Source organism: Pseudomonas sp. efr-133-TYG-5 (assembly GCF_030209175.1).
In the GTDB taxonomy this organism is placed as follows: domain Bacteria; phylum Pseudomonadota; class Gammaproteobacteria; order Pseudomonadales; family Pseudomonadaceae; genus Aquipseudomonas.
Map to the genome: position 1 here is coordinate 296,348 of NZ_JARVSM010000002.1, position 23,774 is coordinate 320,121.

The following is a 23,774-nucleotide window of genomic DNA, read 5'->3' on the forward strand; positions in this document are numbered from 1 at the left end:
CATGAAGAAGATCCACTGCGCCGAGCGCCCCGACTGGAAGCAGACCGCCGAACGCCTCGGCTTCATGTTCCACACCATCGACGACGAGCCGTACTGGGACGAGCGCGCCTACTATCAGTTCACGCTGGCGCAGATCGAAAACGATCTCGAGGACCCGACCACCGAGCTGCACGAGATGTGCATGGACCTGGTCGACCGCGTGGTGCACAGCGAAGCGTTGCTCGATCGTCTGAGCATTCCCCCGGCGTACTACGACCTGATCCGTACTTCCTGGCTGGAAGGTCATCCGCATCTGTACGGGCGCATGGACTTTTCCTACGACGGCAACGGTCCGGCGAAGCTGCTGGAGCTCAACTACGACACGCCGACCAGCCTCTACGAAGCGGCGGCGTTCCAGTGGGGCTGGCTGGAACAGTGCATCGAGCGCGGTACGCTGCCGGCCCATGCCGACCAGTTCAACAGCATCGACACCCGCCTGCACCAGGCCTTCGCCCAGTTGCAGCTCGAGCGCCCGTTCTATTTCGCCTCGATGAAAGGCTCGGTCGAAGACAAGGGCACCACCGACTATCTGCGCCTGATTGCGGAAAAGGTCGGCATTGAATCGCGGCACATCGATATCGAGGATATCGGCCTGAGCGCCGACGGCCGTTTCGTCGACCTCGAGGATCGCTGGATCCCGCACCTGTTCAAGCTGCACGCCTGGGAGTTCATCTTTCACGAACCGTTCGGCGCGGCGATTGCCCAGTGCGACACGCAGTTCTTCGAGCCGGCATGGAAAGCCATTCTGTCCAACAAAGGCGTGCTGCCGCTGCTCTGGGAGATGCACGAGGGCCATCCGAACCTGCTCGCGGCGCACCTGGATCCCGATCCTTCGCGCAGCGTGCCCAAGGGCTGGGTACGCAAGCCGTACTTCTCCCGCGAGGGCGCCAACATCGAGCTGCAGACCCGCGAAGGCCTGACACTGAAAGAGGACGGCCCCTACACCGACGCGCCGTTCATCCTGCAGGCGTTCGCCCCGCTGCCGAAATTCGATGACAGCTACACGCTGATCGGCTCCTGGGTGATCGGCGATCAGGCCGCCGGTATCGGCGTGCGCGAGGACAACAGCCTGATCACCAAGGACTCCAGTCGCTTCCTGCCGCACCTGATTCTGGACTGATTACCCGCACGCATTGCGTCCATGAAAAAACCCGTAGCGTTGCCGCGCTACGGGTTTTTCTTGGCGGAGGCCTTACGACAGTTCGGTGCTGCGGGCCGGGACAGCGGTAGGTTGATCCTTGGCGGCTTCGTTGCTGCCGAGGCCGGCCATTCGGCGCCGGGCGATCTCTGCACCGCGACGGCGCAGCGGCGTTTCGACAAAGCGGTAGTTCAGCTCGCTGCACACCAGCATGATCGCGAACGAGGTGAGCAGCATCTGCACGGTGAATTCCGGCCCCAGTTCGACGCCCCTCTCGCTGGCCACCCGGCTCCAGATCTCGGTGCTCAAGTGGTAGGCGAACATGTGCACGACGTACAACGCGTACGAGCGAGAACCCAGCCATTGGCCGATCCCGCTCAGGAAGGCCGGGCAATAGATGTAGCCCTTCTGGTAACTGGAGAGCCAGACCAGGATCAGCGCATTGATGGCAATCAACCCCACCGCGATCGGCATGGCGATCATCTGGCCGGCAATCGCACCGAGCATGTACAGCAGAAACAGTGTGACACCCAGCCGTTTCAGCAGGCTGCTCCCCAGCGCCACGGGCTCGATGTCCTTGTAAAGCGACGTGCGGGTGAACAGGCAGAGCAGAATGCCCCACATCATCGCGTCTAGGCGGAACGAGAAGAGCATGCCGGCCAGCGGTCCGCCAAACGCATAACGATTGAACGGGAACTGCACGGCAATCAGCGCGATCAGGGTGATTACCCGCCAGCGCGTGGACGTGATCAACAGCAGGAACAGCGGGAAGATGAAGTAGAACTGCTCCTCCAGCGCCAGGCTCCAGTACACCGAGTTCGGTCCCAGCAGCACGCCGTACTGGTTTGCCAGGTTACCGGTGAACGTGGCGACGGCGGTGAAGCTGCGCAGATTGTCGAACCAGGACTGGAACGCGTTCGACTGGTTGAAGAAGATCGAGAACGCCAGGGGAATCAGTACCCACAGCCAGGCCGTGGGCAACAGCCGATAGGCGCGGCGGATCCAGAACGACGTGGCGGCGAGGCCGAAGCGGTTCTGTTCGCGGTTTTTATCGAAGTAGTCGAGGTAGGCCTTGCTGACCACGTAACCGGAAATACAGAAAAACAGATCCACACCCGACCATGGCGAGTACACGTTGAATATCTTCTGCGTGAACTCGGCGTGGAACGGCAATAACAACGAACTGTGAGCCAACACCGTCATCAGGATGGCCACGCCGCGCAGGTACTCGATTTCCTTGTTCTTGCTACTGCTCATCGGTTTCTCTTGTTCTTGTGATGGAACAGCCCCCATACCGCCGGAGATGCTCGGGTAGAAATCGACCGTTTCAGCGGTCGCCGGGACGGATCATGGATCGGCCGGGCGCAGCCTTCAAGGCTCAGCGCGAAACTTTAGGGTACGCGGTACCGGGACTGTTTGGTCAGGTCCTGGACAACTCGGCACATTCCGCCCCGCCAAAACGACAAAACCCCCGCAATGCGGGGGTTTCGAGTGCTAAATCAACAGCGCGCCGATCAGAACGGGATATCGTCATCGAAGCTGTCGAAATCCGGAGCCGGTTGCGGTGCGGCCTGCTGTGGTGCCGGAGCCGAACGCTGCTGCGGAGCCGATTGCTGCGGGCGCGGAGCCTGCTGACGTGGCGCCTGCTGCTGGTAGTTGTTGCCACCGCCTTGTTGGTCGCCCTGTTGCGGACGGCCGCCGAGCAGCTGCATGGTGCCTTGCATGTCGACCACGATTTCAGTGGTGTAACGCTTGATACCGTCTTTTTCCCACTCGCGGGTCTGCAGCTTGCCTTCGATGTACACCTGCGAACCTTTGCGCAGGTATTCGCCGGCGATTTCCGCGACTTTGCCGAACATCGACACACGGTGCCACTCGGTCTTCTCGACCTTCTGACCGGTCTGCTTGTCGGTCCACTGTTCGCTGGTCGCCAGACTCAGGTTGGTCACGGCGTTACCGTTAGGCAGGTAGCGAACTTCGGGATCCTGGCCGCAAGTGCCGACCAATATGACTTTGTTAACCCCACGGGCCATAACGTTCTCCTAGGCTTCGCAAGCAGCCTCGGCCGGGTTGTTCACCAGGCGTTCGAGGGTGTCGCGATCCACTAATTCTTTGTCCAGTTTGATGTAAACAGCCGCTTCATCCGCGACTATCACTGCATCTGTTACCCCTACAAGGGCCTTGAGGCGCTCGACCAGGCCCGCTTCGCGGATCGCCTCGGGCGACAACGGCAGGCGCAGGCTCGTCACGTAGGGAGGTTCGCGCATGGTAACAGCAAAGGCCAGCCAGATGGCAGCCAGACCGGCACATCCCAGGAACACAACCGACAGACCGCCATGCTGGAACAACCAGCCGCCGAGAATCCCGCCGAGTGCCGAACCGAGGAATTGACTGGTGGAGTACACGCCCATCGCCGTGCCCTTGCCACCCGCCGGTGAAACCTTGCTGATCAGCGACGGCAGAGAGGCCTCCAGCAGATTGAATGCGGTGAAGAACACCACTGTTCCGATCACCAGAGCCCGCAGGCCGTCACCGAACTGCCAGAAGAATAGCTCAGTGAGCATCAGCGTCAGCACGGCGCCGAGCAAAACTCGTTTCATTTTGCGTTTCTTCTCGCCATAGATGATGAACGGAATCATGGCGAAGAAAGAGATCAGCAGCGCATTCAGGTAGACCCACCAGTGCTGCTCCTTGGGCAACCCGGCTTTTGTCACCAGGGCCAGCGGCAAGGCGACGAAGCTCGACATCAACATCGCGTGCAACACAAAAATCCCCAGATCGAGGCGCAGCAGGTCCGGATGCCGGAGCGTGGGCATCAACGCCTGCCGCGCCACCCCGGACTCGCGATGACTCAACGGCCCGGTGGATTTCGGCACCATGAACATCACGATCACGATCCCAACCAGGGCCATGCCGCCGGTGGCCAGGAACAGTCCGGACAGGCCGAACGCCCGGGTCAGCAGCGGCCCGACCACCATGGCCACGGCGAACGACAGGCCGATGGTCATGCCGATCATGGCCATGGCCTTGGTGCGGTGCTGTTCGCGGGTCAGGTCGGAGAGCAAGGCCATCACAGCTGCGGAAATCGCCCCGGCGCCTTGCAGGATGCGTCCGGCGATCACGCCCCAGATCGAGTCGGCCTGAGCCGCCAGCACGCTGCCGAGCGCGAACACCACCAGGCCGAGAAAAATCACCGGACGCCGGCCGATGCGATCGGAAATGATCCCGAACGGAATCTGGAAAATCGCTTGGGTCAGGCCGTAAGCGCCAATCGCCAGCCCGATCAGGGCCGGGGTCGCTCCCGCCAGGTCCATGCCGTAGGTCGCCAGGACCGGCAACACCATGAACATGCCAAGCATACGGAAGGCGAACACCAGGGCCAGACCGCTCGCCGCGCGGGTCTCGCTGCCACTCATGCGTTCGCTGTGGGGATCGTGCATGGAAAAACCTCATGTGAACCGGCGGCGATTCTACCAGTCCCATCGAAAGACGGGGTATATCGCGACGCTTTGCCACGTATAGATGAAACTCTCTTCATGTAAGGCCAGCAACGCTTCGCCTGATAGTGTGCATCCATCCAGTATTTGCCCGTATACTCCTACGTTTTCGACGCCCGCCGAGCGAGGCCACTTTGGACAAGATCCTGATACGTGGGGCCCGTACCCACAACCTGAAGAACATCGACCTGACCCTGCCACGGGACAAACTGATCGTCATCACCGGCCTGTCCGGATCCGGCAAGTCGTCCCTGGCCTTCGACACACTGTATGCCGAAGGTCAGCGCCGCTATGTCGAATCCCTGTCGGCCTATGCCCGGCAGTTCCTGTCGATGATGGAAAAACCCGACGTCGACACCATCGAAGGCCTGTCGCCGGCGATCTCCATCGAACAGAAGTCGACCTCGCACAACCCGCGCTCCACGGTCGGCACCATCACCGAAATCTACGACTACCTGCGCCTGCTCTATGCGCGCGTCGGTACGCCGCGCTGCCCGGACCACGACATTCCGCTGGAAGCGCAGACCGTCAGCCAGATGGTCGACCTGGTGCTGGCGCAACCGGAAGGCAGCAAGCTGATGTTGCTGGCGCCGGTGATCCGCGAGCGCAAGGGCGAGCACCTGTCGGTGTTCGAAGAACTGCGCGCCCAGGGCTTCGTCCGTGCACGCGTCAACGGTCGCATCTGCGAGCTCGACGAACTGCCGAAACTGGACAAGCAGAAGAAGCACTCGATCGATGTGATCGTCGACCGTTTCAAGGTCCGTGCCGACCTCCAGCAACGCCTGGCCGAATCCTTCGAAACCGCACTGAAGCTGGCGGACGGCATCGCCCTGGTGGCGCCAATGGACGACGAACCGGGCGAGGAGATGATTTTCTCCGCGCGCTTCGCCTGCCCGATCTGCGGTCACGCGATCAGCGAGCTGGAACCCAAGCTGTTCTCCTTCAACAACCCGGCTGGCGCCTGCCCGACCTGCGACGGCCTGGGGGTGAAGCAGTTCTTCGACATCAAGCGCCTGGTCAACGGTGAACTGACCCTTGCCGAGGGTGCGATTCGCGGCTGGGACCGGCGTAACGTCTATTACTTCCAGATGCTCGGTTCACTCGCCGCGCACTTTGGTTTCAGCCTGGAACAGCCGTTCAACGAACTGCCGGCCGATCAGCAGAAATACATCCTGCACGGCAGCGGCTCGCAGAACGTCGACTTCAAGTACCTCAACGACCGCGGCGACATCGTCAAGCGTTCGCACCCGTTCGAAGGCATCGTGCCGAACCTCGAGCGCCGCTACCGTGAAACCGAATCGGCCAGCGTGCGCGAAGAGCTGGCGAAGTTCCTCAGCACCCAGGCCTGCCCGGACTGCCGTGGCACCCGCCTGCGACGCGAGGCGCGCCACGTCTGGGTCGGCGAGAAAACCCTGCCGGCGGTGACCAACCTGCCGATCGGCGACGCCTGCGACTACTTCGGCGCGCTGAAGATGACCGGCCGCCGTGGCGAAATCGCCGACAAGATCCTCAAGGAAATCCGCGAGCGCCTGCAGTTCCTGGTCAACGTCGGCCTCGACTACCTGTCGCTCGATCGCAGCGCCGACACCCTGTCCGGTGGCGAGGCGCAGCGCATTCGTCTGGCCAGCCAGATCGGCGCCGGCCTGGTGGGCGTCCTGTACATCCTCGACGAACCGTCCATCGGCCTGCACCAGCGCGACAACGACCGCCTGCTCGGCACCCTCAAGCACCTGCGCGACATCGGTAACACGGTGATCGTCGTCGAGCACGACGAGGACGCGATCCGCCTCGCCGACTACGTGGTCGACATCGGCCCGGGTGCCGGCGTGCATGGCGGGCAGATCGTCGCCGAAGGCACGCCGGACGAAGTCATGGCGCATCCGGATTCCCTGACCGGCAAGTACCTGTCGGGCCGGGTCAAGATCGAAGTGCCGGCCAAGCGCACGCCGCGCAACAAGAAGCAGGTGCTCACCCTCAAGGGCGCGCGCGGCAACAACCTGCGCAACGTCGATCTGGAGATCCCGATCGGTTTGCTGACCTGCGTCACCGGCGTGTCCGGCTCGGGCAAGTCGACGCTGATCAACAACACCCTGTTCCCGCTGAGTGCCACCGCACTCAACGGCGCAACCACCCTCGAAGCGGCCGCGCACGACAGCATCAAGGGCCTCGAGCACCTCGACAAGGTGGTCGACATCGACCAGAGCCCGATCGGCCGTACACCGCGTTCCAACCCGGCGACCTACACCGGGCTGTTCACGCCGATCCGCGAACTGTTTGCCGGCGTGCCGGAGTCACGCTCGCGTGGTTACGGGCCGGGGCGCTTCTCGTTCAACGTCAAGGGCGGCCGCTGCGAAGCCTGCCAGGGCGATGGCCTGATCAAGGTGGAAATGCACTTCCTGCCGGACATCTACGTGCCCTGCGACGTGTGCAAGAGCAAGCGTTACAACCGCGAAACCCTCGAGATCAAATACAAGGGCAAGAGCATCCACGAAACCCTGGAGATGACCATCGAGGAGGCCCGCGAGTTCTTCGACGCGGTGCCGGCGCTGGCGCGCAAGCTGCAGACGCTGATGGATGTCGGCCTGTCCTACATCAAGCTCGGGCAGTCGGCGACCACGCTGTCCGGCGGTGAGGCACAGCGGGTCAAGTTGTCCCGCGAACTGTCCAAGCGCGATACCGGCAAGACCCTGTATATCCTCGATGAGCCGACCACCGGCCTGCACTTTGCGGATATCCAGCAACTGCTAGACGTACTGCATCGCTTGCGTGACCACGGCAACACCGTGGTGGTGATCGAGCACAACCTCGATGTGATCAAGACCGCCGACTGGCTGGTGGATCTCGGCCCCGAGGGTGGCTCCAAGGGTGGGCAGATCATCGCCACCGGCACGCCGGAGGAAGTGGCCGAGATGAAGCAATCGCACACCGGGCACTACCTCAAGCCGTTGCTGATTCGCGACCGGGCCTGATCTGCGGGCATGAAAAAGCCCCTGGCACGTGTTCAGTGCCAGGGGCTTTTTTGTATCGACGCAATCAGGTGTGGGATTGCAGGTAGTTCTCGAGACCGATCAGCTTGATCAGGCCCAACTGCTTTTCCAGCCAGTAGGTGTGATCTTCTTCGGTATCGTTGAGCTGCACCCGCAGGATCTCGCGACTGACATAGTCATTGTGCTGCTCGCAAAGCTCGATGCCTTTGCACAGCGCGGCGCGAACCTTGTACTCGAGACGCAGATCCGCTTCGAGCATCGAAGGCACCGTGGTGCCGACATCCAGATCATCCGGACGCATGCGCGGCGTGCCTTCGAGCATCAGGATGCGGCGCATCAAGGCGTCGGCATGACCGGCCTCTTCTTCCATCTCGTGGTTGATTCGTTCGTAGAGCTTGGTGAATCCCCAGTCCTCATACATCCGCGAGTGAACGAAATATTGGTCACGCGCGGCCAGTTCGCCGGTCAGCAACGTGTTGAGGTAATCGATTACGTCTGGGTGGCCTTGCATCGCCCTACATCTCCCTGCCTGAAAGTCTGTAGTTTGAACCAAGCTGACTGGAAGGTCACCCGCTTAGCGCAATAAAAGCGCAGATATTCTGAGAAAAGCAGGCGAAATAACGCAAAAACCGCCCTCAATGAGGGCGGTTCTGCTTCTCGTTTAGACTTCGTTAAGCTGTACGTTCAACAGCTTTGCGATTGCTTCTCCATACGCCGGATCGGCCTTGTAGAAATGCTGCAGCTGACGGTCGACAACATCGCTCGAAACACCCGCCATCGCGCCGGCAATGTTGCTCACCAGCAAGGCTTTCTGCTCGTCGCTCATCAGGCGGAACAATGCACCGGCATGGCTGTAGTAATCGCTGTCCTCGCGGTGGTCGTAGCGATCGGCGGCGCCGCTCAATGCCAACGCCGGCTCAGCATAGCGTGGCGCCTGTTTAGGCGATTCCACGTAGCTGTTCGGCTCGTAGTTGGGCGCTGCGCCTCCGTTGCTGCCGAATGCCATCGAGCCATCCCGCTGGTAGGTATTGACCGGGCTGCGTGGGGCGTTCACCGGCAGCTGCTGGTGATTGGTGCCCACGCGGTAGCGGTGCGCATCCGCGTAAGCGAATACGCGGCCCTGCAGCATGCGATCCGGCGACAGACCAACACCGGGCACCATGTTGCTTGGACCGAAAGCCGCCTGCTCAACTTCAGCGAAGTAATTCAGCGGATTGCGATTGAGCTCCAGCTCGCCCACTTCGATCAGCGGGAACTCCTTCTGCGACCAGGTCTTGGTCACGTCGAACGGGTTCTCGTAATGCGCGGCGGCCTGAGCCTCGGTCATGATCTGGATGCAGACGCGCCATTTCGGGAAATCACCGCGCTCGATGGCTTCGAACAGATCGCGCTGGGCGTAATCCGGATCAGTCCCCGCCAGGCGTGCAGCATCCGCCGGCGCCAGGTTCTTGATCCCCTGTTGGGTCTTGTAGTGCCACTTCACCCAGTGACGCTCGCCTTGGGCGTTGATCAGGCTGTACGTGTGGCTACCGAAGCCGTGCATGTGGCGATAGCCGTCGGGAATGCCGCGATCGGAGAACAGAATGGTCACCTGGTGCAGCGCTTCAGGCGAATGCGACCAGAAGTCCCACATCATCTGCGCACTTTTCAGATTGCTTTGTGGCAAGCGCTTCTGGGTGTGGATGAAGTCAGGGAATTTCAGCGGATCGCGAATGAAGAACACCGGTGTGTTGTTGCCCACGATGTCCCAGTTACCTTCCTCGGTATAGAACTTCAGGGCAAAACCACGTGGATCGCGTTCGGTGTCGGCCGAGCCACGCTCGCCACCCACAGTGGAAAAGCGCAGGAACGTCGGGGTTTGCTTGCCGACTTCCGAGAACAGTTTGGCGCTGGAATATTGCGTGATGTCGCGGGTCACGGTGAATGTGCCGTAAGCACCCGAGCCTTTGGCATGCACGCGGCGCTCTGGAATATTTTCACGGTTGAAGTGGGCGAGCTTCTCGATCAGGTGAAAATCGTCGAGCAGCAGCGGGCCGCGTGGGCCGGCGGAGCGAGAATTCTGGTTGTCTGCGACTGGCGCGCCGCTGGCGGTCGTAAGCGTCTTGTTTTGGCTCATGCGATCTTCTTCCTCTGTCAGTCTTGAACTGCCGGCTAATCGGCTTGCTGGGAAGTATCGATCATCGATGTTACACCTACAAATTCATTAACTTGCAGGCTTCGATAGAAAATTACTAATGATCTTCCCCAACACATAGTGACGACAGCACAACCCGGGAAGCTTGTATGAACAGCGCATTTTTCTGCGGACACAAAAAACCGGGCGCTAGGCCCGGTTTCTTGTTTCAGACTGACGTCTTACTCGGCGGATACAGCTTCGCCAGCAGTAGCACGATCAACCAACTCGACGTACGCCATAGGCGCGTTGTCGCCAGCGCGGAAACCGCACTTGAGGATGCGCAGGTAGCCACCCTCACGGGTAGCGTAACGCTTGCCCAGGTCGTTGAAGAGCTTACCAACGATAGCTTTCGAACGAGTACGGTCGAAAGCCAGACGGCGGTTAGCCAGGCTGTCTGTCTTGGCCAGAGTGATCAGCGGCTCGGCAACGCGGCGCAGTTCTTTGGCTTTTGGCAGAGTAGTTTTGATCAGCTCGTGCTCGAACAGCGACACCGCCATGTTTTGGAACATGGCCTTGCGGTGCGAGCTGGTGCGGCTCAGGTGACGCCCACTTTTACGATGACGCATGGTTCATTCCTTACCAAACACTACGTTCGGTGATTACGACGATCAGGCAGTCGCCTTGTCGTCCTTCTTAAGACTTGCAGGCGGCCAGTTGTCGAGGCGCATGCCGAGGGACAGACCGCGGGAGGCCAGAACGTCCTTGATTTCAGTCAAGGATTTCTTGCCCAGGTTCGGAGTCTTCAACAGCTCTACTTCGGTACGCTGAATCAGGTCGCCGATGTAGTAGATGTTTTCCGCCTTAAGGCAGTTAGCCGAACGTACAGTCAGTTCCAGATCGTCAACCGGGCGAAGCAGGATCGGATCGATCTCGTCTTCCTGCTCGACAACCACTGGCTCACTGTCACCCTTGAGGTCGACGAACGCAGCCAACTGCTGTTGCAGAATGGTTGCAGCGCGGCGGATAGCCTCTTCAGGATCCAGAGTACCGTTGGTTTCCAGATCAATAACCAGCTTGTCCAGGTTGGTACGCTGCTCGACACGGGCGTTTTCCACCACGTATGCGATACGGCGAACCGGGCTGAACGAAGAGTCGAGCTGCAAGCGACCGATGCTGCGGCTTTCGTCTTCATCGCTCTGACGCGAGTCTGCTGGTTCATAACCACGACCACGAGCTACGGTGAGCTTCATGTTCAGGGCGCCGTTAGACGCCAGGTTAGCGATTACGTGATCGGGATTAACGATCTCGACATCATGATCCAGCTGAATATCGGCAGCGGTAACCACCCCCGAACCCTTCTTCGACAAGGTCAGCGTAACTTCGTCACGACCGTGCAGCTTGATGGCCAGACCTTTAAGGTTCAACAGGATTTCAATTACGTCTTCCTGTACACCTTCGATGGCGCTGTACTCGTGGAGCACACCGTCAATCTCGGCCTCGACTACTGCGCAGCCGGGCATTGAGGACAACAGGATGCGGCGCAGCGCGTTGCCCAGGGTGTGGCCAAAACCACGCTCGAGAGGCTCGAGAGTGATCTTGGCGCGGGTTGGACTGACAACCTGCACATCAATGTGGCGGGGTGTCAGGAACTCATTTACCGAAATCTGCATGGATGCACCTATTTTCTAGCCCTTACTTGGAGTAGAGCTCGACAATCAGGCTTTCGTTGATGTCGGCGGACAGATCACTGCGAGCAGGAACGTTCTTGAAAACGCCCGACTTCTTCTCAGTGTCTACTTCTACCCATTCTACGCGGCCACGTTGGGCACACAGATCGAGAGCTTGGACAATGCGAAGTTGGTTTTTAGCTTTCTCGCGAACAGCGACCACGTCACCAGCACGAACCTGGTAGGACGGAACGTTTACGGTCTGACCGTTAACGCTGATCGACTTGTGCGATACCAGCTGACGGGATTCGGCACGAGTCGAACCAAAGCCCATACGGTATACGACGTTGTCCAGACGGCATTCGAGCAGTTGCAGCAGGTTTTCACCGGTTGCACCTTTCTTGCCAGCAGCTTCTTTGTAGTAGCCGCTGAACTGACGCTCGAGAACGCCGTAGATACGACGGACCTTCTGCTTTTCACGCAGTTGGGTGCCGTAGTCGGACTGGCGACCGCGGCGTTGGCCGTGGATACCAGGTGCTGCTTCAATGTTGCACTTCGATTCGATCGCGCGCACGCCGCTCTTCAGGAAGAGATCGGTGCCTTCGCGACGAGCGAGTTTGCATTTTGGACCAATGTAACGAGCCATTCTTTACAATCTCCTGGATTACACGCGGCGCTTCTTCGGCGGACGGCACCCGTTGTGCGGGATTGGCGTCACGTCGGTGATGCTGGCGATCTTGTAGCCACAGCCGTTCAAAGCGCGGACTGCGGATTCACGACCTGGACCTGGACCCTTGACGTTAACGTCGAGGTTTTTCAGGCCGTATTCCAGCGCAGCTTGACCAGCACGTTCAGCAGCTACTTGAGCAGCGAACGGGGTGGACTTGCGGGAACCGCGGAAACCCGAACCACCGGAGGTAGCCCAGGAAAGAGCGTTACCTTGACGGTCGGTAATGGTCACGATGGTGTTGTTAAAAGAAGCATGGATGTGGGCGATGCCATCAACCACTGTCTTTTTAACTTTTTTACGAGGACGAGCAGCAGGTTTTGCCATGATTAAATTCCTGTCGATTCGCTGGGGCGATTACTTGCGGATCGGCTTACGCGGACCTTTACGGGTACGCGCGTTGGTCTTGGTACGCTGACCGCGTACTGGCAGACCACGACGATGACGCAGACCGCGATAGCAACCGAGGTCCATCAAGCGCTTGATTTTCATGTTGATTTCGCGACGCAGGTCACCTTCAGTGGTGAACTTCGCCACTTCGCCACGCAGCTGTTCAATTTGCTCGTCGCTCAGATCCTTGATCTTTGCTGCTGGGTTTACCCCAGTGTCTGCACAGATCTTCTGTGCAGTAGTGCGACCGACACCATAGATGTAGGTCAGCGAGATAACAGTATGCTTGTTATCTGGAATGTTAACGCCTGCAATACGGGCCATTCAGTGGGACTCCAATTGACAGCTACCTACGCCCCGGAAGCCAAGAAATAGGGCGCGAGATAATATCGCTGTAATAACAAATAATCAACCCGGCAGCACACTAGCTGCCGGGCTTGAAGCACAATCACACTCAGCCTTGGCGCTGTTTGTGACGCGGTTCCGCGCTGCAAATTACTCGAACAACACCTTCGCGGCGAATAATCTTGCAGTTACGGCACAGCTTTTTCACCGATGCACGAACTTTCATCACCAACTCCTCGAACCTTATGGGTACTCAGCGCAACATGCCGCTGCCGTAACCCTTCAGGTTGGCTTTCTTCATCAGGGATTCGTACTGGTGCGAAACGAGGTGCGATTGTACTTGGGACATGAAGTCCATCACAACCACGACCACGATCAGCAACGAGGTCCCGCCAAGGTAGAACGGAACGTTCGCTGCAACCACCAGGAACTGGGGCAACAGGCACACGGCCGTCATGTAAAGAGCACCGAACATGGTCAAGCGGGTCAGAACGCCATCAATGTAGCGCGCGGACTGCTCACCTGGACGGATGCCCGGAATAAAGGCACCGGACTTCTTCAGGTTTTCCGCTACGTCTTTCGGATTGAACATCAACGCCGTATAGAAGAAGCAGAAGAAAATAATCCCTGCACTAAACAGCAGAATATTCAACGGCTGACCAGGAGCGATCGACTGCGAGATGTCCTGCAACCAGCCCATACCTTCAGACTGACCAAACCAGGCACCCAGCGAAGCCGGGAACAGCAAAATGCTGCTCGCGAAGATAGCCGGAATAACGCCGGCCATGTTCACCTTCAGCGGCAAGTGGCTAGTCTGCGCAGCAAAAACCTTGCGGCCCTGCTGACGCTTGGCGTAGTGAACGGCGATACGACGCTGACCACGCTCAATGAACACCACGAAACCGATAATCGCTACTGCCAGCAAACCGATGGCAACCAGGGCGAAGATGTTGATATCACCCTGACGCGCAGACTCGAAAGACTGCCCGATTGCTCTCGGAAGACCGGCGACGATACCCGAAAAAATCAACATCGAGATACCGTTACCTACACCACGCTCAGTAATCTGCTCACCCAGCCACATCATGAACATCGCGCCAGCCACAAACGTGGACACCGCAACGAAATGGAAGCCAAAGTCACCAGTGAACGCAACGCCCTGCCCTGCCAGACCAATGGACATGCCAATGGCCTGAACGAGAGCGAGGACGACGGTGCCGTAGCGGGTGTACTGGCTGATCTTGCGACGGCCAGCTTCACCTTCCTTCTTCAACTGCTCCAGCTGCGGGCTGACGGCGGTCATCAGTTGCATGATGATCGATGCCGAAATGTACGGCATGATCCCCAGTGCAAAGATGCTCATCCGTTCCAGCGCGCCGCCGGAAAACATGTTGAACAAGCTAAGAATGGTCCCCTCATTCTGTCGAAACAGGTCTGCGAGTCGGTCCGGGTTGATACCTGGAACCGGGATGTGTGCGCCTATTCGGTAGACGATAATCGCCAGGAACAGAAAACGCAGACGAGCCCAGAGTTCAGACATACCGCCTTTGCCGAGCGCAGAGAGAGCACCTTGCTTAGCCATTTATTCCTCGAACTTGCCGCCAGCTGCTTCGATAGCCGCACGCGCACCTTTGGTGGCGCCGATTCCCTTGCCGATAGTGACAGCGCGAGTCACTTCACCGGACAGCATGATTTTCACACGCTGTACGTTGACGTTGATCACGTTGGCATCTTTCAGGGACTGCACGGAGACGATGTCGCCTTCCACTTTGGCCAGCTCGGACAGACGCACTTCTGCGCGGTCCATGGCTTTCAGGGAAACGAAACCGAACTTCGGCAGGCGACGGTGCAGCGGCTGTTGACCGCCTTCAAAGCCTGGAGCAATGGTGCCACCGGAGCGGGAAGTCTGACCTTTGTGACCACGGCCACCAGTCTTACCCAAACCACTACCGATACCACGGCCCGGACGATGCTTTTCGCGACGGGAACCCGGCGCTGGACTCAGATCATTGAGTTTCATCGATTAACCCTCGACACGCAGCATGTAGTAAGCCTTGTTGATCATCCCGCGATTCTCGGGAGTATCCTGGACTTCTACAGTGTGACCGATGCGACGCAGACCCAGACCCTTAACGCACAGTTTGTGGTTAGGGATGCGGCCGGTCATGCTTTTGATCAGCGTAACTTTAACGGTAGCCATAATCAGAAGATCTCCTGGACGCTTTTGCCACGCTTGGCGGCAATGGATTCAGGGGACTGCATAGCCTTCAAACCTTTGAAAGTGGCGTGAACCACGTTTACCGGGTTAGTCGAGCCGTAGCACTTGGCCAGAACGTTCTGAACGCCAGCAACTTCGAGGACAGCACGCATAGCGCCGCCAGCGATGATACCGGTACCTTCAGAAGCAGGCTGCATGTACACCTTCGAAGCGCCATGGGCGGACTTCATTGCGTACTGCAGAGTGGTGCCGTTCAGATCAACCTGGATCATGTTGCGGCGAGCAGCTTCCATTGCCTTCTGGATCGCAGCAGGCACTTCACGCGACTTGCCACGGCCGAAGCCAACACGCCCTTTACCATCACCAACCACGGTCAACGCGGTGAAAGTGAAGATACGGCCGCCTTTAACGGTTTTGGCTACGCGGTTAACTTGAACCAGCTTCTCGATGTAGCCTTCGTCGCGCTTTTGGTCGTTATTTGACATAACTTAGAACTCCAGCCCAGCTTCACGAGCAGCATCAGCCAGCGCTTTAACGCGGCCGTGGTACTTGAAGCCAGAGCGGTCGAAAGCCACCTGCGAGACGCCAGCGGCCTTAGCACGCGTAGCGACCAGCTGGCCAACCTTAGTGGCCGCGTCGATGTTGCCAGTGGCGCCATCACGCAGTTCTTTATCCAAAGTCGAGGCGCTTGCCAGGACTTTGTTGCCGTCGGCCGAAATGACCTGGGCGTAGATGTGCTGCGAAGAGCGGAACACGCAGAGACGCACGACTTCGAGTTCGTGCATTTTCAGGCGTGCTTTGCGAGCGCGACGCAGTCGAGTAACTTTTTTGTCGGTCATTTGCTATGCCCTACTTCTTCTTGGCTTCTTTACGACGGACGACTTCGTCCGCGTAGCGCACACCTTTGCCTTTGTACGGCTCTGGTGGACGGAAGTCGCGGATCTCGGCGGCCACTTGACCTACCAGCTGCTTGTCGATGCCCTTGATCAGGATATCGGTCTGGCTAGGAGTCTCAGCGGTGATGCCTTCCGGCAGTTCGTAATCCACTGGGTGCGAGAAGCCAAGAGCCAGGTTCAGCACCTGACCTTTTGCTTGCGCTTTGTAACCAACACCGACCAGCTGGAGCTTGCGCTCGAAGCCTTGGCTTACGCCTTGGACCATGTTGTTTACCAACGCACGAGTGGTACCGGCCATTGCGCGAGTCTGTTGATCGCCATTGCGAGCAGCAAAACGCAGCTCACCGGCTTCTTCAACGATCTCAACGGACGAATGGACGTTCAGTTCAAGAGTACCCTTGGCACCCTTCACCGAAAGCTGTTGGCCTGCGAATTTTACTTCGACACCGGCTGGCAGCTTAACGGGGTTCTTAGCGACGCGAGACATGCTTATCCCCCCTTAGAACACAGTGCAAAGAACTTCGCCGCCGACACCGGCAGCGCGCGCAGCACGATCAGTCATCACACCCTTGTTGGTGGAGACGATAGACACACCGAGACCGCCACGTACTTTTGGCAGATCTTCGACGGACTTGTACTGACGCAGGCCTGGACGGCTAACGCGCTTGACTTCTTCGATAACCGGACGGCCTTCGAAATATTTCAGCTCGATAGACAGCAGTGGTTTGGTTTCGCTGCTGATCTGATAACCCGCGATGTAACCTTCGTCCTTCAGGACTTTAGCTACAGCCACCTTCAACGTGGAAGAAGGCATGCTTACGACGGACTTTTCAGCCATCTGGGCATTACGGATTCGAGTTAGCATGTCCGCTAACGGGTCCTGCATACTCATGGGCTAGACGCTCCTAATACAGAAAAATTAGCCTTGCGGCTACTACTTGTCGCCGAGAAATTCCGGGCGTAAAAAACACGGGCTCAGGCGAGCCGGTCATTCTAGACACACCCCAGAAATGAATCAAGCCCCAAAAGGGGCTTGATTCATGTTCAAGGCCACCGGTGGTCAGGTTCTTGCAAACCCGAACACCGAGACTTTGACAGCAATTACCAGCTGGCTTTAACCAGACCTGGAACGTCACCACGCATTGCAGCTTCACGCAGTTTGTTACGGCCCAGGCCGAACTTGCGGTAAACGCCGTGCGGACGACCAGTCAGGCGGCAACGGTTACGCATGCGCGAAGCGCTTGCGTCACGTGGTTGCTTCTGCAGAGCTACGGTAGCTTCCCAACGCGCTTCTGGACTTGCGTTCAGATCGACGATGATAGCTTTCAGCGCTGCACGCTTGGTGGCGTACTTGGCAACGGTGAGCTGACGCTTCAGCTCACGGTTTTTCATGCTCTTCTTGGCCATTTTCCTACTCCAATCAGTTGCGGAACGGGAATTTGAAAGCACGCAGCAGAGCGCGGCCTTCGTCATCGTTCTTGGCAGTGGTGGTCAGGGTAATGTCCAGACCGCGGAGAGCATCGATCTTGTCGTAGTCGATTTCCGGGAAAATGATCTGCTCTTTCACGCCCATGCTGTAGTTGCCACGACCATCGAAGGACTTGGCATTCAGGCCGCGGAAGTCGCGAACCCGAGGCAGGGAGATCGACAGCAGACGATCCAGGAACTCGTACATACGCTCACGGCGCAGGGTCACTTTGACGCCGATCGGCCAACCTTCGCGGACTTTGAAGCCTGCGATGGATTTGCGAGCGTAGGTCACAACGACTTTCTGGCCGGTGATCTTTTCCAGGTCAGCAACAGCGTGCTCGATGACTTTTTTGTCGCCGATCGCTTCGCCCAGACCCATGTTCAGGGTGATTTTGGTAACGCGCGGAACTTCCATCACGTTCGAAAGCTTAAGTTCTTCCTTAAGTTTCGGAGCGATTTCCTTCCGGTAAATCTCTTTTAGTCGTGCCATGGTCTTCTACCTAGCAGTGTTCAAGCATCAACCGCTTTTTGGGTCGACTTGAAGACACGAATTTTCTTACCGTCTTCTACTTTGAAACCAACGCGGTCAGCCTTGTTGGTTTCGCCGTTGAAGATGGCGACGTTGGAAGCGTGCAGTGGCGCTTCTTTCTCGACGATACCGCCCTGTACGCCCGACATCGGGTTAGGCTTGGTATGACGCTTGACCAGGTTCAGACCACCAACAACCAGACGGTTGTCAGCAAGAACCTTCAGCACCTTACCGCGCTTACCTTTGTCTTTGCCGGCGATCACGATGATCTCGTCGTCACGACGAATCTTTTGCATGTCGGATCTCCTTACAGCACTTCTGGGGCGAGCGAGACGATCTTCATGAACTTCTCAGTACGAAGTTCACGGGTCACTGGCCCAAAGATACGGGTGCCGATCGGCTCTTGCTTGTTGTTCAGAAGAACAGCAGCGTTGCCATCAAAGCGGATAATGGAGCCATCAGCACGACGTACGCCGTGACGAGTGCGGACCACAACAGCAGTCATCACTTGGCCTTTTTTCACTTTACCGCGAGGAATTGCTTCCTTCACGGTAACTTTGATGATGTCACCGATACCAGCGTAACGACGATGGGAGCCACCCAGCACCTTGATGCACATAACGCGGCGAGCGCCGCTGTTATCGGCCACATCGAGCATGGATTGAGTCTGAATCATATAATTTCTCCGACCCCTAGCCCTTAGACTTCCACAGCGCGTTCGAGAACATCAACCAGCGCCCAAGACTTGGTCTTGGCCATCGGACGAGTTTCACGAATAGTGACTTTGTCGCCGATGTGGCACTGATTGGTTTCGTCGTGCGCGTGCAGCTTAGTCGAACGCTTAACGTATTTACCGTAGATCGGGTGCTTAACGCGACGCTCGATCAGAACGGTGATGGTTTTGTCCATCTTGTCGCTGACAACACGGCCAGTCAGCGTACGGACAGTTTTTTCGGCTTCAGCCATGATCACTTACCTGCCTGCTGGTTGAGCACAGTTTTCACGCGAGCGATGTCACGCTTAACTTGCGAGAGCAGATGAGACTGCCCCAACTGGCCAGTTGCTTTCTGCATGCGCAGATTGAACTGGTCGCGCAGCAGGCCGAGCAGTTGCTCGTTCAGCTGCTGTGCGGATTTTTCACGAAGTTCATTCGCTTTCATCACATCACCGTCCGTTTAACAAAGGAGGTGGCGAGCGGCAGCTTTGCAGCAGCCAGGGCGAAAGCCTCACGCGCCAGCTCTTCAGAAACACCCTCGATTTCATACAGGACTTTGCCTGGCTGAATCTGGGCAACCCAGTATTCGACGTTACCCTTACCTTTACCCATCCGAACTTCGAGTGGCTTCTTGGAAATAGGCTTGTCCGGGAATACACGGATCCAGATCTTGCCGCCACGTTTTACGTGACGGGTCAGAGCACGACGCGCTGACTCGATCTGACGAGCGGTGAGACGACCACGAGCAACAGACTTCAGCGCGAACTCGCCGAAGCTGACTTTGCTACCGCGCAGTGCCAGACCACGGTTGTGGCCGGTCATCTGCTTGCGGAACTTCGTACGCTTAGGTTGCAACATTTGGCGTACCCCTTACTTAGCAGCTTTTTTACGAGGCGCTGGTGCTTGTGGCTTCAGCTCTTCTTGGCGACCACCGATTACTTCGCCTTTGAAGATCCAAACCTTTACACCGATCACACCGTAGGTGGTGTGAGCTTCGTAGTTGGCATAGTCGATGTCGGCACGCAGGGTGTGCAGTGGCACACGACCTTCGCGATACCATTCAGTACGTGCGATTTCAGCACCGCCGAGACGACCGCTCACTTGGATTTTGATGCCTTTGGCACCAATGCGCATGGCGTTCTGTACAGCGCGCTTCATAGCGCGGCGGAACATTACACGACGCTCCAGCTGCTGAGCTACGCTCTGCGCAACCAGCATACCGTCGAGCTCCGGCTTGCGGATCTCTTCGATATTGATGTGCACAGGCACACCCATTTGCTTGGTCAGGTCCTGACGCAGTTTCTCAACATCTTCACCTTTCTTCCCGATAACGATACCTGGACGAGCGGTGTGGATGGTGATGCGTGCAGTTTGAGCCGGACGATGGATATCGATACGGCTTACGGACGCGCTTTTTAGTTTGTCTTGGAGGTATTCACGCACCTTCAGATCAGCGAACAAGTAGTCCGCATAAGTCCGACCGTCTGCGTACCAGACGGAGGTGTGCTCCTTGACGATTCCCAGGCGAATGCCAATGGGATGTACTTTCTGACCCATCTCTTCGACTCCGTTACTTGTCAGCAACCTTGACAGTGATATGGCAAGACCGCTTGACGATGCGATCAGCACGGCCTTTGGCACGTGGCATGATGCGCTTCAGCGAACGCCCTTCGTTGACGAATACGGTGCTGACCTTCAGGTCATCAACGTCTGCGCCTTCGTTATGCTCGGCGTTGGCTACGGCCGACTCCAGCACTTTCTTCATGATCTCGGCGGCTTTCTTACTGCTGAAAGCCAACAGGTTGAGCGCTTCGCCCACCTTCTTCCCGCGGATCTGGTCGGCGACCAAGCGGGCTTTCTGGGCGGAGATTCGAGCGCCCGACAACTTAGCGGCTACTTCCATTTCCTTACCCCTTAACGCTTGGCTTTCTTGTCTGCCACGTGCCCGCGATAAGTGCGGGTACCGGCGAACTCGCCCAGTTTGTGGCCGACCATGTCTTCGTTAACGAGAACTGGGACGTGCTGACGACCGTTGTGTACTGCGATGGTCAGACCGACCATTTGTGGCAGGATCATGGAACGACGCGACCAAGTCTTAATTGGTTTGCGATCGTTCTTCTCCGCCGCCACTTCGATCTTCTTCAGTAGGTGAAGATCAATAAAAGGACCTTTTTTCAGAGAACGTGGCACTGTCGTATCCCTCTATTTACTTGCGACGACGGACGATCATTTTGTCGGTACGCTTATTACCACGAGTCTTCGCGCCCTTAGTCGGGAAGCCCCATGGCGATACCGGATGACGACCACCAGAGGTACGACCTTCACCACCACCATGTGGGTGGTCAACCGGGTTCATGGCAACACCACGAACGGTTGGGCGAACGCCACGCCAGCGTTTGGCACCAGCTTTACCCAGCGAACGCAGGCTGTGCTCGGAGTTCGAGACTTCGCCCAGGGTCGCACGGCACTCGGCCAGTACTTTACGCATTTCACCGGAACGCAGACGCAGGGTAACGTACACGCCTTCACGAGCGATCAACTGAGCCGAGGCACCAGCGGAACGAGCGATCTGTGCGCCTTTACCTGGCTTCAGTTCGATGCCGTGTACGGTAGAACCGACTGGAATGTTGCGCAGTTGCAGAGCGTTGCCTGGCTTGATTGGAGCCAGAGCGCCTGCGATCAGCTGGTCGCCAGCACTCACGCCTTTAGGGGCGATGATGTAGCGGCGCTCGCCGTCTGCGTAGCACAGCAGTGCGATGTGAGCAGTACGGTTTGGATCGTATTCGATACGCTCGACAGTGGCGACGATGCCATCTTTGTCGTTGCGACGGAAATCGACCATACGATAATGCTGCTTATGACCACCACCGATGTGACGAGTGGTAATACGGCCATTGTTGTTACGACCACCAGACTTCGATTTTTTCTCGAGCAGCGGTGCGTGAGGAGCGCCTTTATGCAGCTCCTGGTTGACCACCTTGACCACAAAACGGCGGCCAGGGGAAGTCGGTTTGCATTTAACGATTGCCATGATGCACCCCTTCCTTACTCAGCACTGCTGCTGAAATCGAGATCTTGGCCTGGCTGAAGGGAGATAACTGCCTTCTTCCAGTCATTACGCTTGCCCAGACCGCGAGCGGTGCGCTTGCTCTTACCCAGAACGTTCAGGGTAGTAACACGCTCAACTTTCACGCTGAACAGGCTTTCGACGGCCTTCTTGATTTCCAGCTTGGTTGCGTCAGTAGCAACCTTGAAAACGAACTGGCCTTTCTTGTCTGCCAGAACCGTAGCCTTCTCGGAAACGTGCGGGCCAAGCAGAACTTTAAATACGCGTTCCTGGTTCATCCCAGCAGCTCCTCGAATTTCTTCACGGCCGACACGGTGATCAACACCTTGTCGTATGCGATCAGACTAACTGGATCGGAACCTTGCACGTCACGTACATCTACGTGCGGCAGGTTGCGAGCAGCCAGGTACAGGTTCTGATCAACAGCGTCCGACACGATCAGAACGTCGGTCAGGCTCATGTTGTTCAGTTTGCCCAGCAGATCTTTGGTTTTCGGAGTTTCAACTGCGAAATCCTGAACCACGACCAGACGATCAGTACGCACCAGCTCAGCAAGGATGGAACGCATTGCTGCGCGATACATCTTCTTGTTCAGCTTCTGGGAGTGATCCTGTGGACGAGCTGCAAAAGTGGTACCGCCGCCGCGCCAGATTGGGCTACGGATAGTACCGGCACGAGCACGGCCAGTACCTTTCTGACGCCATGGGCGCTTGCCGCCACCACGAACGTCGGAACGGGTCTTCTGCTGCTTGCTACCCTGACGGCCGCCAGCCATGTAGGCCACGACTGCTTGGTGAACCAGCGTCTCGTTGAATTCGCCGCCAAATGTCAGTTCGGAAACTTCGATCGCTTGAGCGTCATTTACATTTAATTGCATGTCAGCTTCCCCTTAACCGCGAGCCTTGGCTGCTGGACGTACAACCAGGTTGCCGCCAGTAGCGCCAGGAACAGCGCCCTTGACCAACAACAGATTGCGTTCAGCGTCCACGCGCACTACTTCCAGGGACTGCACGGTCACGCGCTCAGCGCCCATATGACCGGACATTTTTTTGCCCTTGAATACACGACCAGGAGTCTGGCACTGGCCGATAGAGCCTGGGACGCGGTGGGATACGGAGTTACCGTGGGTGTTATCTTGCCCGCGGAAATTCCAACGCTTGATCGTACCCTGGAAGCCTTTACCCTTGGACTGACCGGTTACATCAACCAGTTGACCAGCGGCGAAGATTTCAGCGTTGATCAGATCGCCAGCCTGGTACTCGCCTTCTTCAAGACGGAATTCCATGGTGGTGCGACCAGCGGCAACGTTCGCCTTGGCGAAGTGGCCAGCCTGAGCTGCTGTTACACGCGAAGCACGACGCTCGCCGACAGTGACTTGCACTGCACGATAGCCATCGGTCTCTTCAGTTTTGAACTGGGTGACGCGATTCGGCTCGATCTCAATGACCGTGACCGGAATGGAGACACCTTCTTCGGTGAAAATACGGGTCATACCGCATTTACGACCGACTACACCAATAGTCATGTTGTAAACCTCATGAGTGTACGGGGCTTTCACCCGCTATGGCCGCCCATTTCAGAGCGTTACACGACCAAGACCGAGTCTTAGCCGAGGCTGATCTGCACTTCCACACCGGCCGCAAGATCAAGCTTCATAAGAGCATCAACGGTTTTATCCGTTGGCTGGACGATGTCCAGAACGCGCTTATGAGTGCGGATTTCGTACTGGTCACGCGCGTCTTTGTTGACGTGCGGGGAAACCAGAACGGTGAACCGCTCTTTACGGGTAGGCAGTGGAATTGGACCACGCACTTGAGCACCAGTACGTTTCGCGGTTTCCACGATTTCCTGGGTTGATTGGTCGATCAGGCGATGGTCGAAAGCCTTCAACCTGATACGGATTTGCTGATTTTGCATTGGATTTCAGACTCCGGCTGCTATTCCCACCGGGCGCAATACGCCCGTTAAAAGGA

The 23,774-nt window shown here is 57.6% G+C and carries 35 protein-coding genes; 2 read left to right on the forward strand and 33 right to left on the reverse strand.

Translation table 11 applies throughout. The features are described 5' to 3' along the window. The first annotated feature begins 1 nt into the window (after position 1). Entirely contained in the window at positions 2–1,159 is a 1,158-nt protein-coding gene (locus tag QRN70_RS13565) for a glutathionylspermidine synthase family protein (RefSeq protein ID WP_285418545.1), read from the forward strand. A gap of 72 nt (positions 1,160–1,231) precedes the next feature. Here QRN70_RS13565 and QRN70_RS13570 read toward each other — a convergent pair whose 3' ends face one another. From QRN70_RS13570 to QRN70_RS13580, 3 genes are all read right to left on the reverse strand, one after another. Next, complete coding sequence (locus QRN70_RS13570; protein WP_285418546.1) at positions 1,232–2,434, reverse strand: acyltransferase family protein; 1,203 nt, start codon at positions 2,432–2,434, stop codon at positions 1,232–1,234. 257 nt (positions 2,435–2,691) lie between these two features. Next, positions 2,692–3,210 carry a single-stranded DNA-binding protein gene (locus QRN70_RS13575; protein ID WP_003228709.1) on the reverse strand — a complete coding sequence of 173 codons (519 nt, stop codon included), beginning with the start codon at positions 3,208–3,210 and terminating at the stop codon, positions 2,692–2,694. Positions 3,211–3,219: 9 nt separating this feature from the next. Beyond that, positions 3,220–4,617, reverse strand: coding sequence for an MFS transporter (locus QRN70_RS13580; protein ID WP_285418547.1), 1,398 nt, complete (start codon positions 4,615–4,617; stop codon positions 3,220–3,222). 191 nt (positions 4,618–4,808) lie between these two features. Between QRN70_RS13580 and uvrA the strand changes: the two genes are divergently transcribed. After that, positions 4,809–7,643: an excinuclease ABC subunit UvrA gene (gene uvrA, locus QRN70_RS13585; protein ID WP_285418548.1), complete on the forward strand. Its 2,835-nt coding sequence runs from the start codon at positions 4,809–4,811 to the stop codon at positions 7,641–7,643. Between the two features lie 64 nt (positions 7,644–7,707). Here the strand turns inward: uvrA and bfr are convergent, their stop codons facing one another. The 30 genes from bfr to rpsJ form a co-directional block, all read right to left on the reverse strand. Next, positions 7,708–8,172, reverse strand: coding sequence for a bacterioferritin (gene bfr / locus QRN70_RS13590; protein WP_285418549.1), 465 nt, complete (start codon positions 8,170–8,172; stop codon positions 7,708–7,710). A gap of 150 nt (positions 8,173–8,322) precedes the next feature. After that, positions 8,323–9,777: a catalase gene (locus QRN70_RS13595; RefSeq protein WP_285418550.1), complete on the reverse strand. Its 1,455-nt coding sequence runs from the start codon at positions 9,775–9,777 to the stop codon at positions 8,323–8,325. A gap of 239 nt (positions 9,778–10,016) precedes the next feature. Further along, positions 10,017–10,403, reverse strand: a complete 387-nt coding sequence (gene rplQ, locus QRN70_RS13600) for a 50S ribosomal protein L17 (protein WP_003176402.1) — start codon at positions 10,401–10,403, stop codon at positions 10,017–10,019. A 42-nt stretch (positions 10,404–10,445) separates the two neighbouring features. After that, positions 10,446–11,447, reverse strand: coding sequence for a DNA-directed RNA polymerase subunit alpha (locus QRN70_RS13605; RefSeq protein ID WP_003186012.1), 1,002 nt, complete (start codon positions 11,445–11,447; stop codon positions 10,446–10,448). A 22-nt stretch (positions 11,448–11,469) separates the two neighbouring features. Beyond that, a complete protein-coding gene (rpsD, locus tag QRN70_RS13610) occupies positions 11,470–12,090 on the reverse strand; it encodes a 30S ribosomal protein S4 (RefSeq protein WP_003176404.1) in 621 nt (206 codons plus the stop codon). Positions 12,091–12,108: 18 nt separating this feature from the next. Next, positions 12,109–12,498 (reverse strand): 30S ribosomal protein S11, encoded by a 390-nt coding sequence (gene rpsK, locus QRN70_RS13615; protein ID WP_002555466.1) that lies wholly within the window; start codon positions 12,496–12,498, stop codon positions 12,109–12,111. 30 nt (positions 12,499–12,528) lie between these two features. Continuing rightward, positions 12,529–12,885, reverse strand: coding sequence for a 30S ribosomal protein S13 (rpsM, locus tag QRN70_RS13620; protein WP_008374135.1), 357 nt, complete (start codon positions 12,883–12,885; stop codon positions 12,529–12,531). A 130-nt stretch (positions 12,886–13,015) separates the two neighbouring features. Then, positions 13,016–13,132 (reverse strand): 50S ribosomal protein L36, encoded by a 117-nt coding sequence (gene rpmJ / locus QRN70_RS13625; RefSeq protein ID WP_002555468.1) that lies wholly within the window; start codon positions 13,130–13,132, stop codon positions 13,016–13,018. Positions 13,133–13,159: 27 nt separating this feature from the next. Continuing rightward, positions 13,160–14,488: a preprotein translocase subunit SecY gene (gene secY / locus QRN70_RS13630; RefSeq protein WP_003228718.1), complete on the reverse strand. Its 1,329-nt coding sequence runs from the start codon at positions 14,486–14,488 to the stop codon at positions 13,160–13,162. Beyond that, on the reverse strand, positions 14,489–14,926 hold the full coding sequence (gene rplO, locus QRN70_RS13635) for a 50S ribosomal protein L15 (RefSeq protein ID WP_123334534.1): 438 nt from the start codon (positions 14,924–14,926) through the stop codon (positions 14,489–14,491). A 3-nt stretch (positions 14,927–14,929) separates the two neighbouring features. Next, a complete protein-coding gene (gene rpmD / locus QRN70_RS13640; RefSeq protein WP_003176408.1) occupies positions 14,930–15,106 on the reverse strand; it encodes a 50S ribosomal protein L30 in 177 nt (58 codons plus the stop codon). A 2-nt stretch (positions 15,107–15,108) separates the two neighbouring features. Then, entirely contained in the window at positions 15,109–15,609 is a 501-nt protein-coding gene (gene rpsE / locus QRN70_RS13645; protein ID WP_010566852.1) for a 30S ribosomal protein S5, read from the reverse strand. 3 nt (positions 15,610–15,612) lie between these two features. Continuing rightward, positions 15,613–15,963: a 50S ribosomal protein L18 gene (gene rplR / locus QRN70_RS13650; RefSeq protein WP_003186037.1), complete on the reverse strand. Its 351-nt coding sequence runs from the start codon at positions 15,961–15,963 to the stop codon at positions 15,613–15,615. 10 nt (positions 15,964–15,973) lie between these two features. Next, on the reverse strand, positions 15,974–16,507 hold the full coding sequence (gene rplF / locus QRN70_RS13655; protein WP_065259511.1) for a 50S ribosomal protein L6: 534 nt from the start codon (positions 16,505–16,507) through the stop codon (positions 15,974–15,976). A 12-nt stretch (positions 16,508–16,519) separates the two neighbouring features. Next, entirely contained in the window at positions 16,520–16,912 is a 393-nt protein-coding gene (gene rpsH, locus QRN70_RS13660) for a 30S ribosomal protein S8 (RefSeq protein WP_003228724.1), read from the reverse strand. Positions 16,913–17,121: 209 nt separating this feature from the next. Continuing rightward, on the reverse strand, positions 17,122–17,427 hold the full coding sequence (gene rpsN, locus QRN70_RS13665; protein WP_003228726.1) for a 30S ribosomal protein S14: 306 nt from the start codon (positions 17,425–17,427) through the stop codon (positions 17,122–17,124). A gap of 13 nt (positions 17,428–17,440) precedes the next feature. Continuing rightward, positions 17,441–17,980, reverse strand: a complete 540-nt coding sequence (gene rplE / locus QRN70_RS13670; RefSeq protein ID WP_003210069.1) for a 50S ribosomal protein L5 — start codon at positions 17,978–17,980, stop codon at positions 17,441–17,443. Between the two features lie 20 nt (positions 17,981–18,000). After that, positions 18,001–18,315 (reverse strand): 50S ribosomal protein L24, encoded by a 315-nt coding sequence (rplX, locus tag QRN70_RS13675; protein WP_003186046.1) that lies wholly within the window; start codon positions 18,313–18,315, stop codon positions 18,001–18,003. Between the two features lie 11 nt (positions 18,316–18,326). Then, positions 18,327–18,695, reverse strand: a complete 369-nt coding sequence (rplN, locus tag QRN70_RS13680) for a 50S ribosomal protein L14 (protein ID WP_002555479.1) — start codon at positions 18,693–18,695, stop codon at positions 18,327–18,329. Between the two features lie 23 nt (positions 18,696–18,718). Beyond that, complete coding sequence (rpsQ, locus tag QRN70_RS13685) at positions 18,719–18,985, reverse strand: 30S ribosomal protein S17 (protein ID WP_003194644.1); 267 nt, start codon at positions 18,983–18,985, stop codon at positions 18,719–18,721. Positions 18,986–18,987: 2 nt separating this feature from the next. Further along, positions 18,988–19,179, reverse strand: a complete 192-nt coding sequence (gene rpmC / locus QRN70_RS13690) for a 50S ribosomal protein L29 (RefSeq protein ID WP_002555481.1) — start codon at positions 19,177–19,179, stop codon at positions 18,988–18,990. Then, the gene (gene rplP, locus QRN70_RS13695; protein WP_003228729.1) at positions 19,179–19,592 is read right to left on the reverse strand and encodes a 50S ribosomal protein L16; all 414 of its coding nucleotides are present in this window, start codon (positions 19,590–19,592) and stop codon (positions 19,179–19,181) included. The genes rpmC and rplP overlap by 1 nt, the downstream gene beginning before the upstream one ends. A gap of 12 nt (positions 19,593–19,604) precedes the next feature. Next, the gene (gene rpsC / locus QRN70_RS13700) at positions 19,605–20,291 is read right to left on the reverse strand and encodes a 30S ribosomal protein S3 (RefSeq protein WP_003176422.1); all 687 of its coding nucleotides are present in this window, start codon (positions 20,289–20,291) and stop codon (positions 19,605–19,607) included. A 13-nt stretch (positions 20,292–20,304) separates the two neighbouring features. Further along, entirely contained in the window at positions 20,305–20,637 is a 333-nt protein-coding gene (gene rplV / locus QRN70_RS13705; RefSeq protein ID WP_003103908.1) for a 50S ribosomal protein L22, read from the reverse strand. A gap of 11 nt (positions 20,638–20,648) precedes the next feature. Beyond that, positions 20,649–20,924 (reverse strand): 30S ribosomal protein S19, encoded by a 276-nt coding sequence (rpsS, locus tag QRN70_RS13710; RefSeq protein ID WP_003228731.1) that lies wholly within the window; start codon positions 20,922–20,924, stop codon positions 20,649–20,651. A 16-nt stretch (positions 20,925–20,940) separates the two neighbouring features. Further along, positions 20,941–21,765 (reverse strand): 50S ribosomal protein L2, encoded by an 825-nt coding sequence (gene rplB, locus QRN70_RS13715; RefSeq protein ID WP_016772943.1) that lies wholly within the window; start codon positions 21,763–21,765, stop codon positions 20,941–20,943. A 14-nt stretch (positions 21,766–21,779) separates the two neighbouring features. Then, positions 21,780–22,079 carry a 50S ribosomal protein L23 gene (gene rplW, locus QRN70_RS13720; protein WP_002555488.1) on the reverse strand — a complete coding sequence of 100 codons (300 nt, stop codon included), beginning with the start codon at positions 22,077–22,079 and terminating at the stop codon, positions 21,780–21,782. Then, positions 22,076–22,678, reverse strand: coding sequence for a 50S ribosomal protein L4 (gene rplD, locus QRN70_RS13725; protein ID WP_003228735.1), 603 nt, complete (start codon positions 22,676–22,678; stop codon positions 22,076–22,078). The genes rplW and rplD overlap by 4 nt, the downstream gene beginning before the upstream one ends. 12 nt (positions 22,679–22,690) lie before the next feature. Next, a complete protein-coding gene (gene rplC, locus QRN70_RS13730; protein WP_003228738.1) occupies positions 22,691–23,326 on the reverse strand; it encodes a 50S ribosomal protein L3 in 636 nt (211 codons plus the stop codon). 80 nt (positions 23,327–23,406) lie between these two features. Further along, positions 23,407–23,718 carry a 30S ribosomal protein S10 gene (gene rpsJ / locus QRN70_RS13735; protein ID WP_003186070.1) on the reverse strand — a complete coding sequence of 104 codons (312 nt, stop codon included), beginning with the start codon at positions 23,716–23,718 and terminating at the stop codon, positions 23,407–23,409. Positions 23,719–23,774 lie beyond the last annotated feature (56 nt).

Bases quoted from the DNA above. Each gene is read 5' to 3' on its own strand.
- QRN70_RS13565 (WP_285418545.1), top strand. From the start codon at position 2: ATGAAGAAGATCCACTGCGCCGAGCGCCCCGACTGGAAGCAGACCGCC.
- QRN70_RS13570 (WP_285418546.1), bottom strand. From the start codon at position 2,434: ATGAGCAGTAGCAAGAACAAGGAAATCGAGTACCTGCGCGGCGTGGCC.
- QRN70_RS13575 (WP_003228709.1), bottom strand. From the start codon at position 3,210: ATGGCCCGTGGGGTTAACAAAGTCATATTGGTCGGCACTTGCGGCCAG.
- QRN70_RS13580 (WP_285418547.1), bottom strand. From the start codon at position 4,617: ATGCACGATCCCCACAGCGAACGCATGAGTGGCAGCGAGACCCGCGCG.
- bfr (WP_285418549.1), bottom strand. From the start codon at position 8,172: ATGCAAGGCCACCCAGACGTAATCGATTACCTCAACACGTTGCTGACC.
- QRN70_RS13595 (WP_285418550.1), bottom strand. From the start codon at position 9,777: ATGAGCCAAAACAAGACGCTTACGACCGCCAGCGGCGCGCCAGTCGCA.
- rplQ (WP_003176402.1), bottom strand. From the start codon at position 10,403: ATGCGTCATCGTAAAAGTGGGCGTCACCTGAGCCGCACCAGCTCGCAC.
- QRN70_RS13605 (WP_003186012.1), bottom strand. From the start codon at position 11,447: ATGCAGATTTCGGTAAATGAGTTCCTGACACCCCGCCACATTGATGTG.
- rpsD (WP_003176404.1), bottom strand. From the start codon at position 12,090: ATGGCTCGTTACATTGGTCCAAAATGCAAACTCGCTCGTCGCGAAGGC.
- rpsK (WP_002555466.1), bottom strand. From the start codon at position 12,498: ATGGCAAAACCTGCTGCTCGTCCTCGTAAAAAAGTTAAAAAGACAGTG.
- rpsM (WP_008374135.1), bottom strand. From the start codon at position 12,885: ATGGCCCGTATTGCAGGCGTTAACATTCCAGATAACAAGCATACTGTT.
- rpmJ (WP_002555468.1), bottom strand. From the start codon at position 13,132: ATGAAAGTTCGTGCATCGGTGAAAAAGCTGTGCCGTAACTGCAAGATT.
- secY (WP_003228718.1), bottom strand. From the start codon at position 14,488: ATGGCTAAGCAAGGTGCTCTCTCTGCGCTCGGCAAAGGCGGTATGTCT.
- rplO (WP_123334534.1), bottom strand. From the start codon at position 14,926: ATGAAACTCAATGATCTGAGTCCAGCGCCGGGTTCCCGTCGCGAAAAG.
- rpmD (WP_003176408.1), bottom strand. From the start codon at position 15,106: ATGGCTACCGTTAAAGTTACGCTGATCAAAAGCATGACCGGCCGCATC.
- rpsE (WP_010566852.1), bottom strand. From the start codon at position 15,609: ATGTCAAATAACGACCAAAAGCGCGACGAAGGCTACATCGAGAAGCTG.
- rplR (WP_003186037.1), bottom strand. From the start codon at position 15,963: ATGACCGACAAAAAAGTTACTCGACTGCGTCGCGCTCGCAAAGCACGC.
- rplF (WP_065259511.1), bottom strand. From the start codon at position 16,507: ATGTCTCGCGTCGCTAAGAACCCCGTTAAGCTGCCAGCCGGTGTCGAA.
- rpsH (WP_003228724.1), bottom strand. From the start codon at position 16,912: ATGAGTATGCAGGACCCGTTAGCGGACATGCTAACTCGAATCCGTAAT.
- rpsN (WP_003228726.1), bottom strand. From the start codon at position 17,427: ATGGCCAAGAAGAGCATGAAAAACCGTGAGCTGAAGCGTCAGCTCACC.
- rplE (WP_003210069.1), bottom strand. From the start codon at position 17,980: ATGGCACGACTAAAAGAGATTTACCGGAAGGAAATCGCTCCGAAACTT.
- rplX (WP_003186046.1), bottom strand. From the start codon at position 18,315: ATGCAAAAGATTCGTCGTGACGACGAGATCATCGTGATCGCCGGCAAA.
- rplN (WP_002555479.1), bottom strand. From the start codon at position 18,695: ATGATTCAGACTCAATCCATGCTCGATGTGGCCGATAACAGCGGCGCT.
- rpsQ (WP_003194644.1), bottom strand. From the start codon at position 18,985: ATGGCTGAAGCCGAAAAAACTGTCCGTACGCTGACTGGCCGTGTTGTC.
- rpmC (WP_002555481.1), bottom strand. From the start codon at position 19,179: ATGAAAGCGAATGAACTTCGTGAAAAATCCGCACAGCAGCTGAACGAG.
- rplP (WP_003228729.1), bottom strand. From the start codon at position 19,592: ATGTTGCAACCTAAGCGTACGAAGTTCCGCAAGCAGATGACCGGCCAC.
- rpsC (WP_003176422.1), bottom strand. From the start codon at position 20,291: ATGGGTCAGAAAGTACATCCCATTGGCATTCGCCTGGGAATCGTCAAG.
- rplV (WP_003103908.1), bottom strand. From the start codon at position 20,637: ATGGAAGTAGCCGCTAAGTTGTCGGGCGCTCGAATCTCCGCCCAGAAA.
- rplB (WP_016772943.1), bottom strand. From the start codon at position 21,765: ATGGCAATCGTTAAATGCAAACCGACTTCCCCTGGCCGCCGTTTTGTG.
- rplW (WP_002555488.1), bottom strand. From the start codon at position 22,079: ATGAACCAGGAACGCGTATTTAAAGTTCTGCTTGGCCCGCACGTTTCC.
- rplD (WP_003228735.1), bottom strand. From the start codon at position 22,678: ATGCAATTAAATGTAAATGACGCTCAAGCGATCGAAGTTTCCGAACTG.
- rplC (WP_003228738.1), bottom strand. From the start codon at position 23,326: ATGACTATTGGTGTAGTCGGTCGTAAATGCGGTATGACCCGTATTTTC.
- rpsJ (WP_003186070.1), bottom strand. From the start codon at position 23,718: ATGCAAAATCAGCAAATCCGTATCAGGTTGAAGGCTTTCGACCATCGC.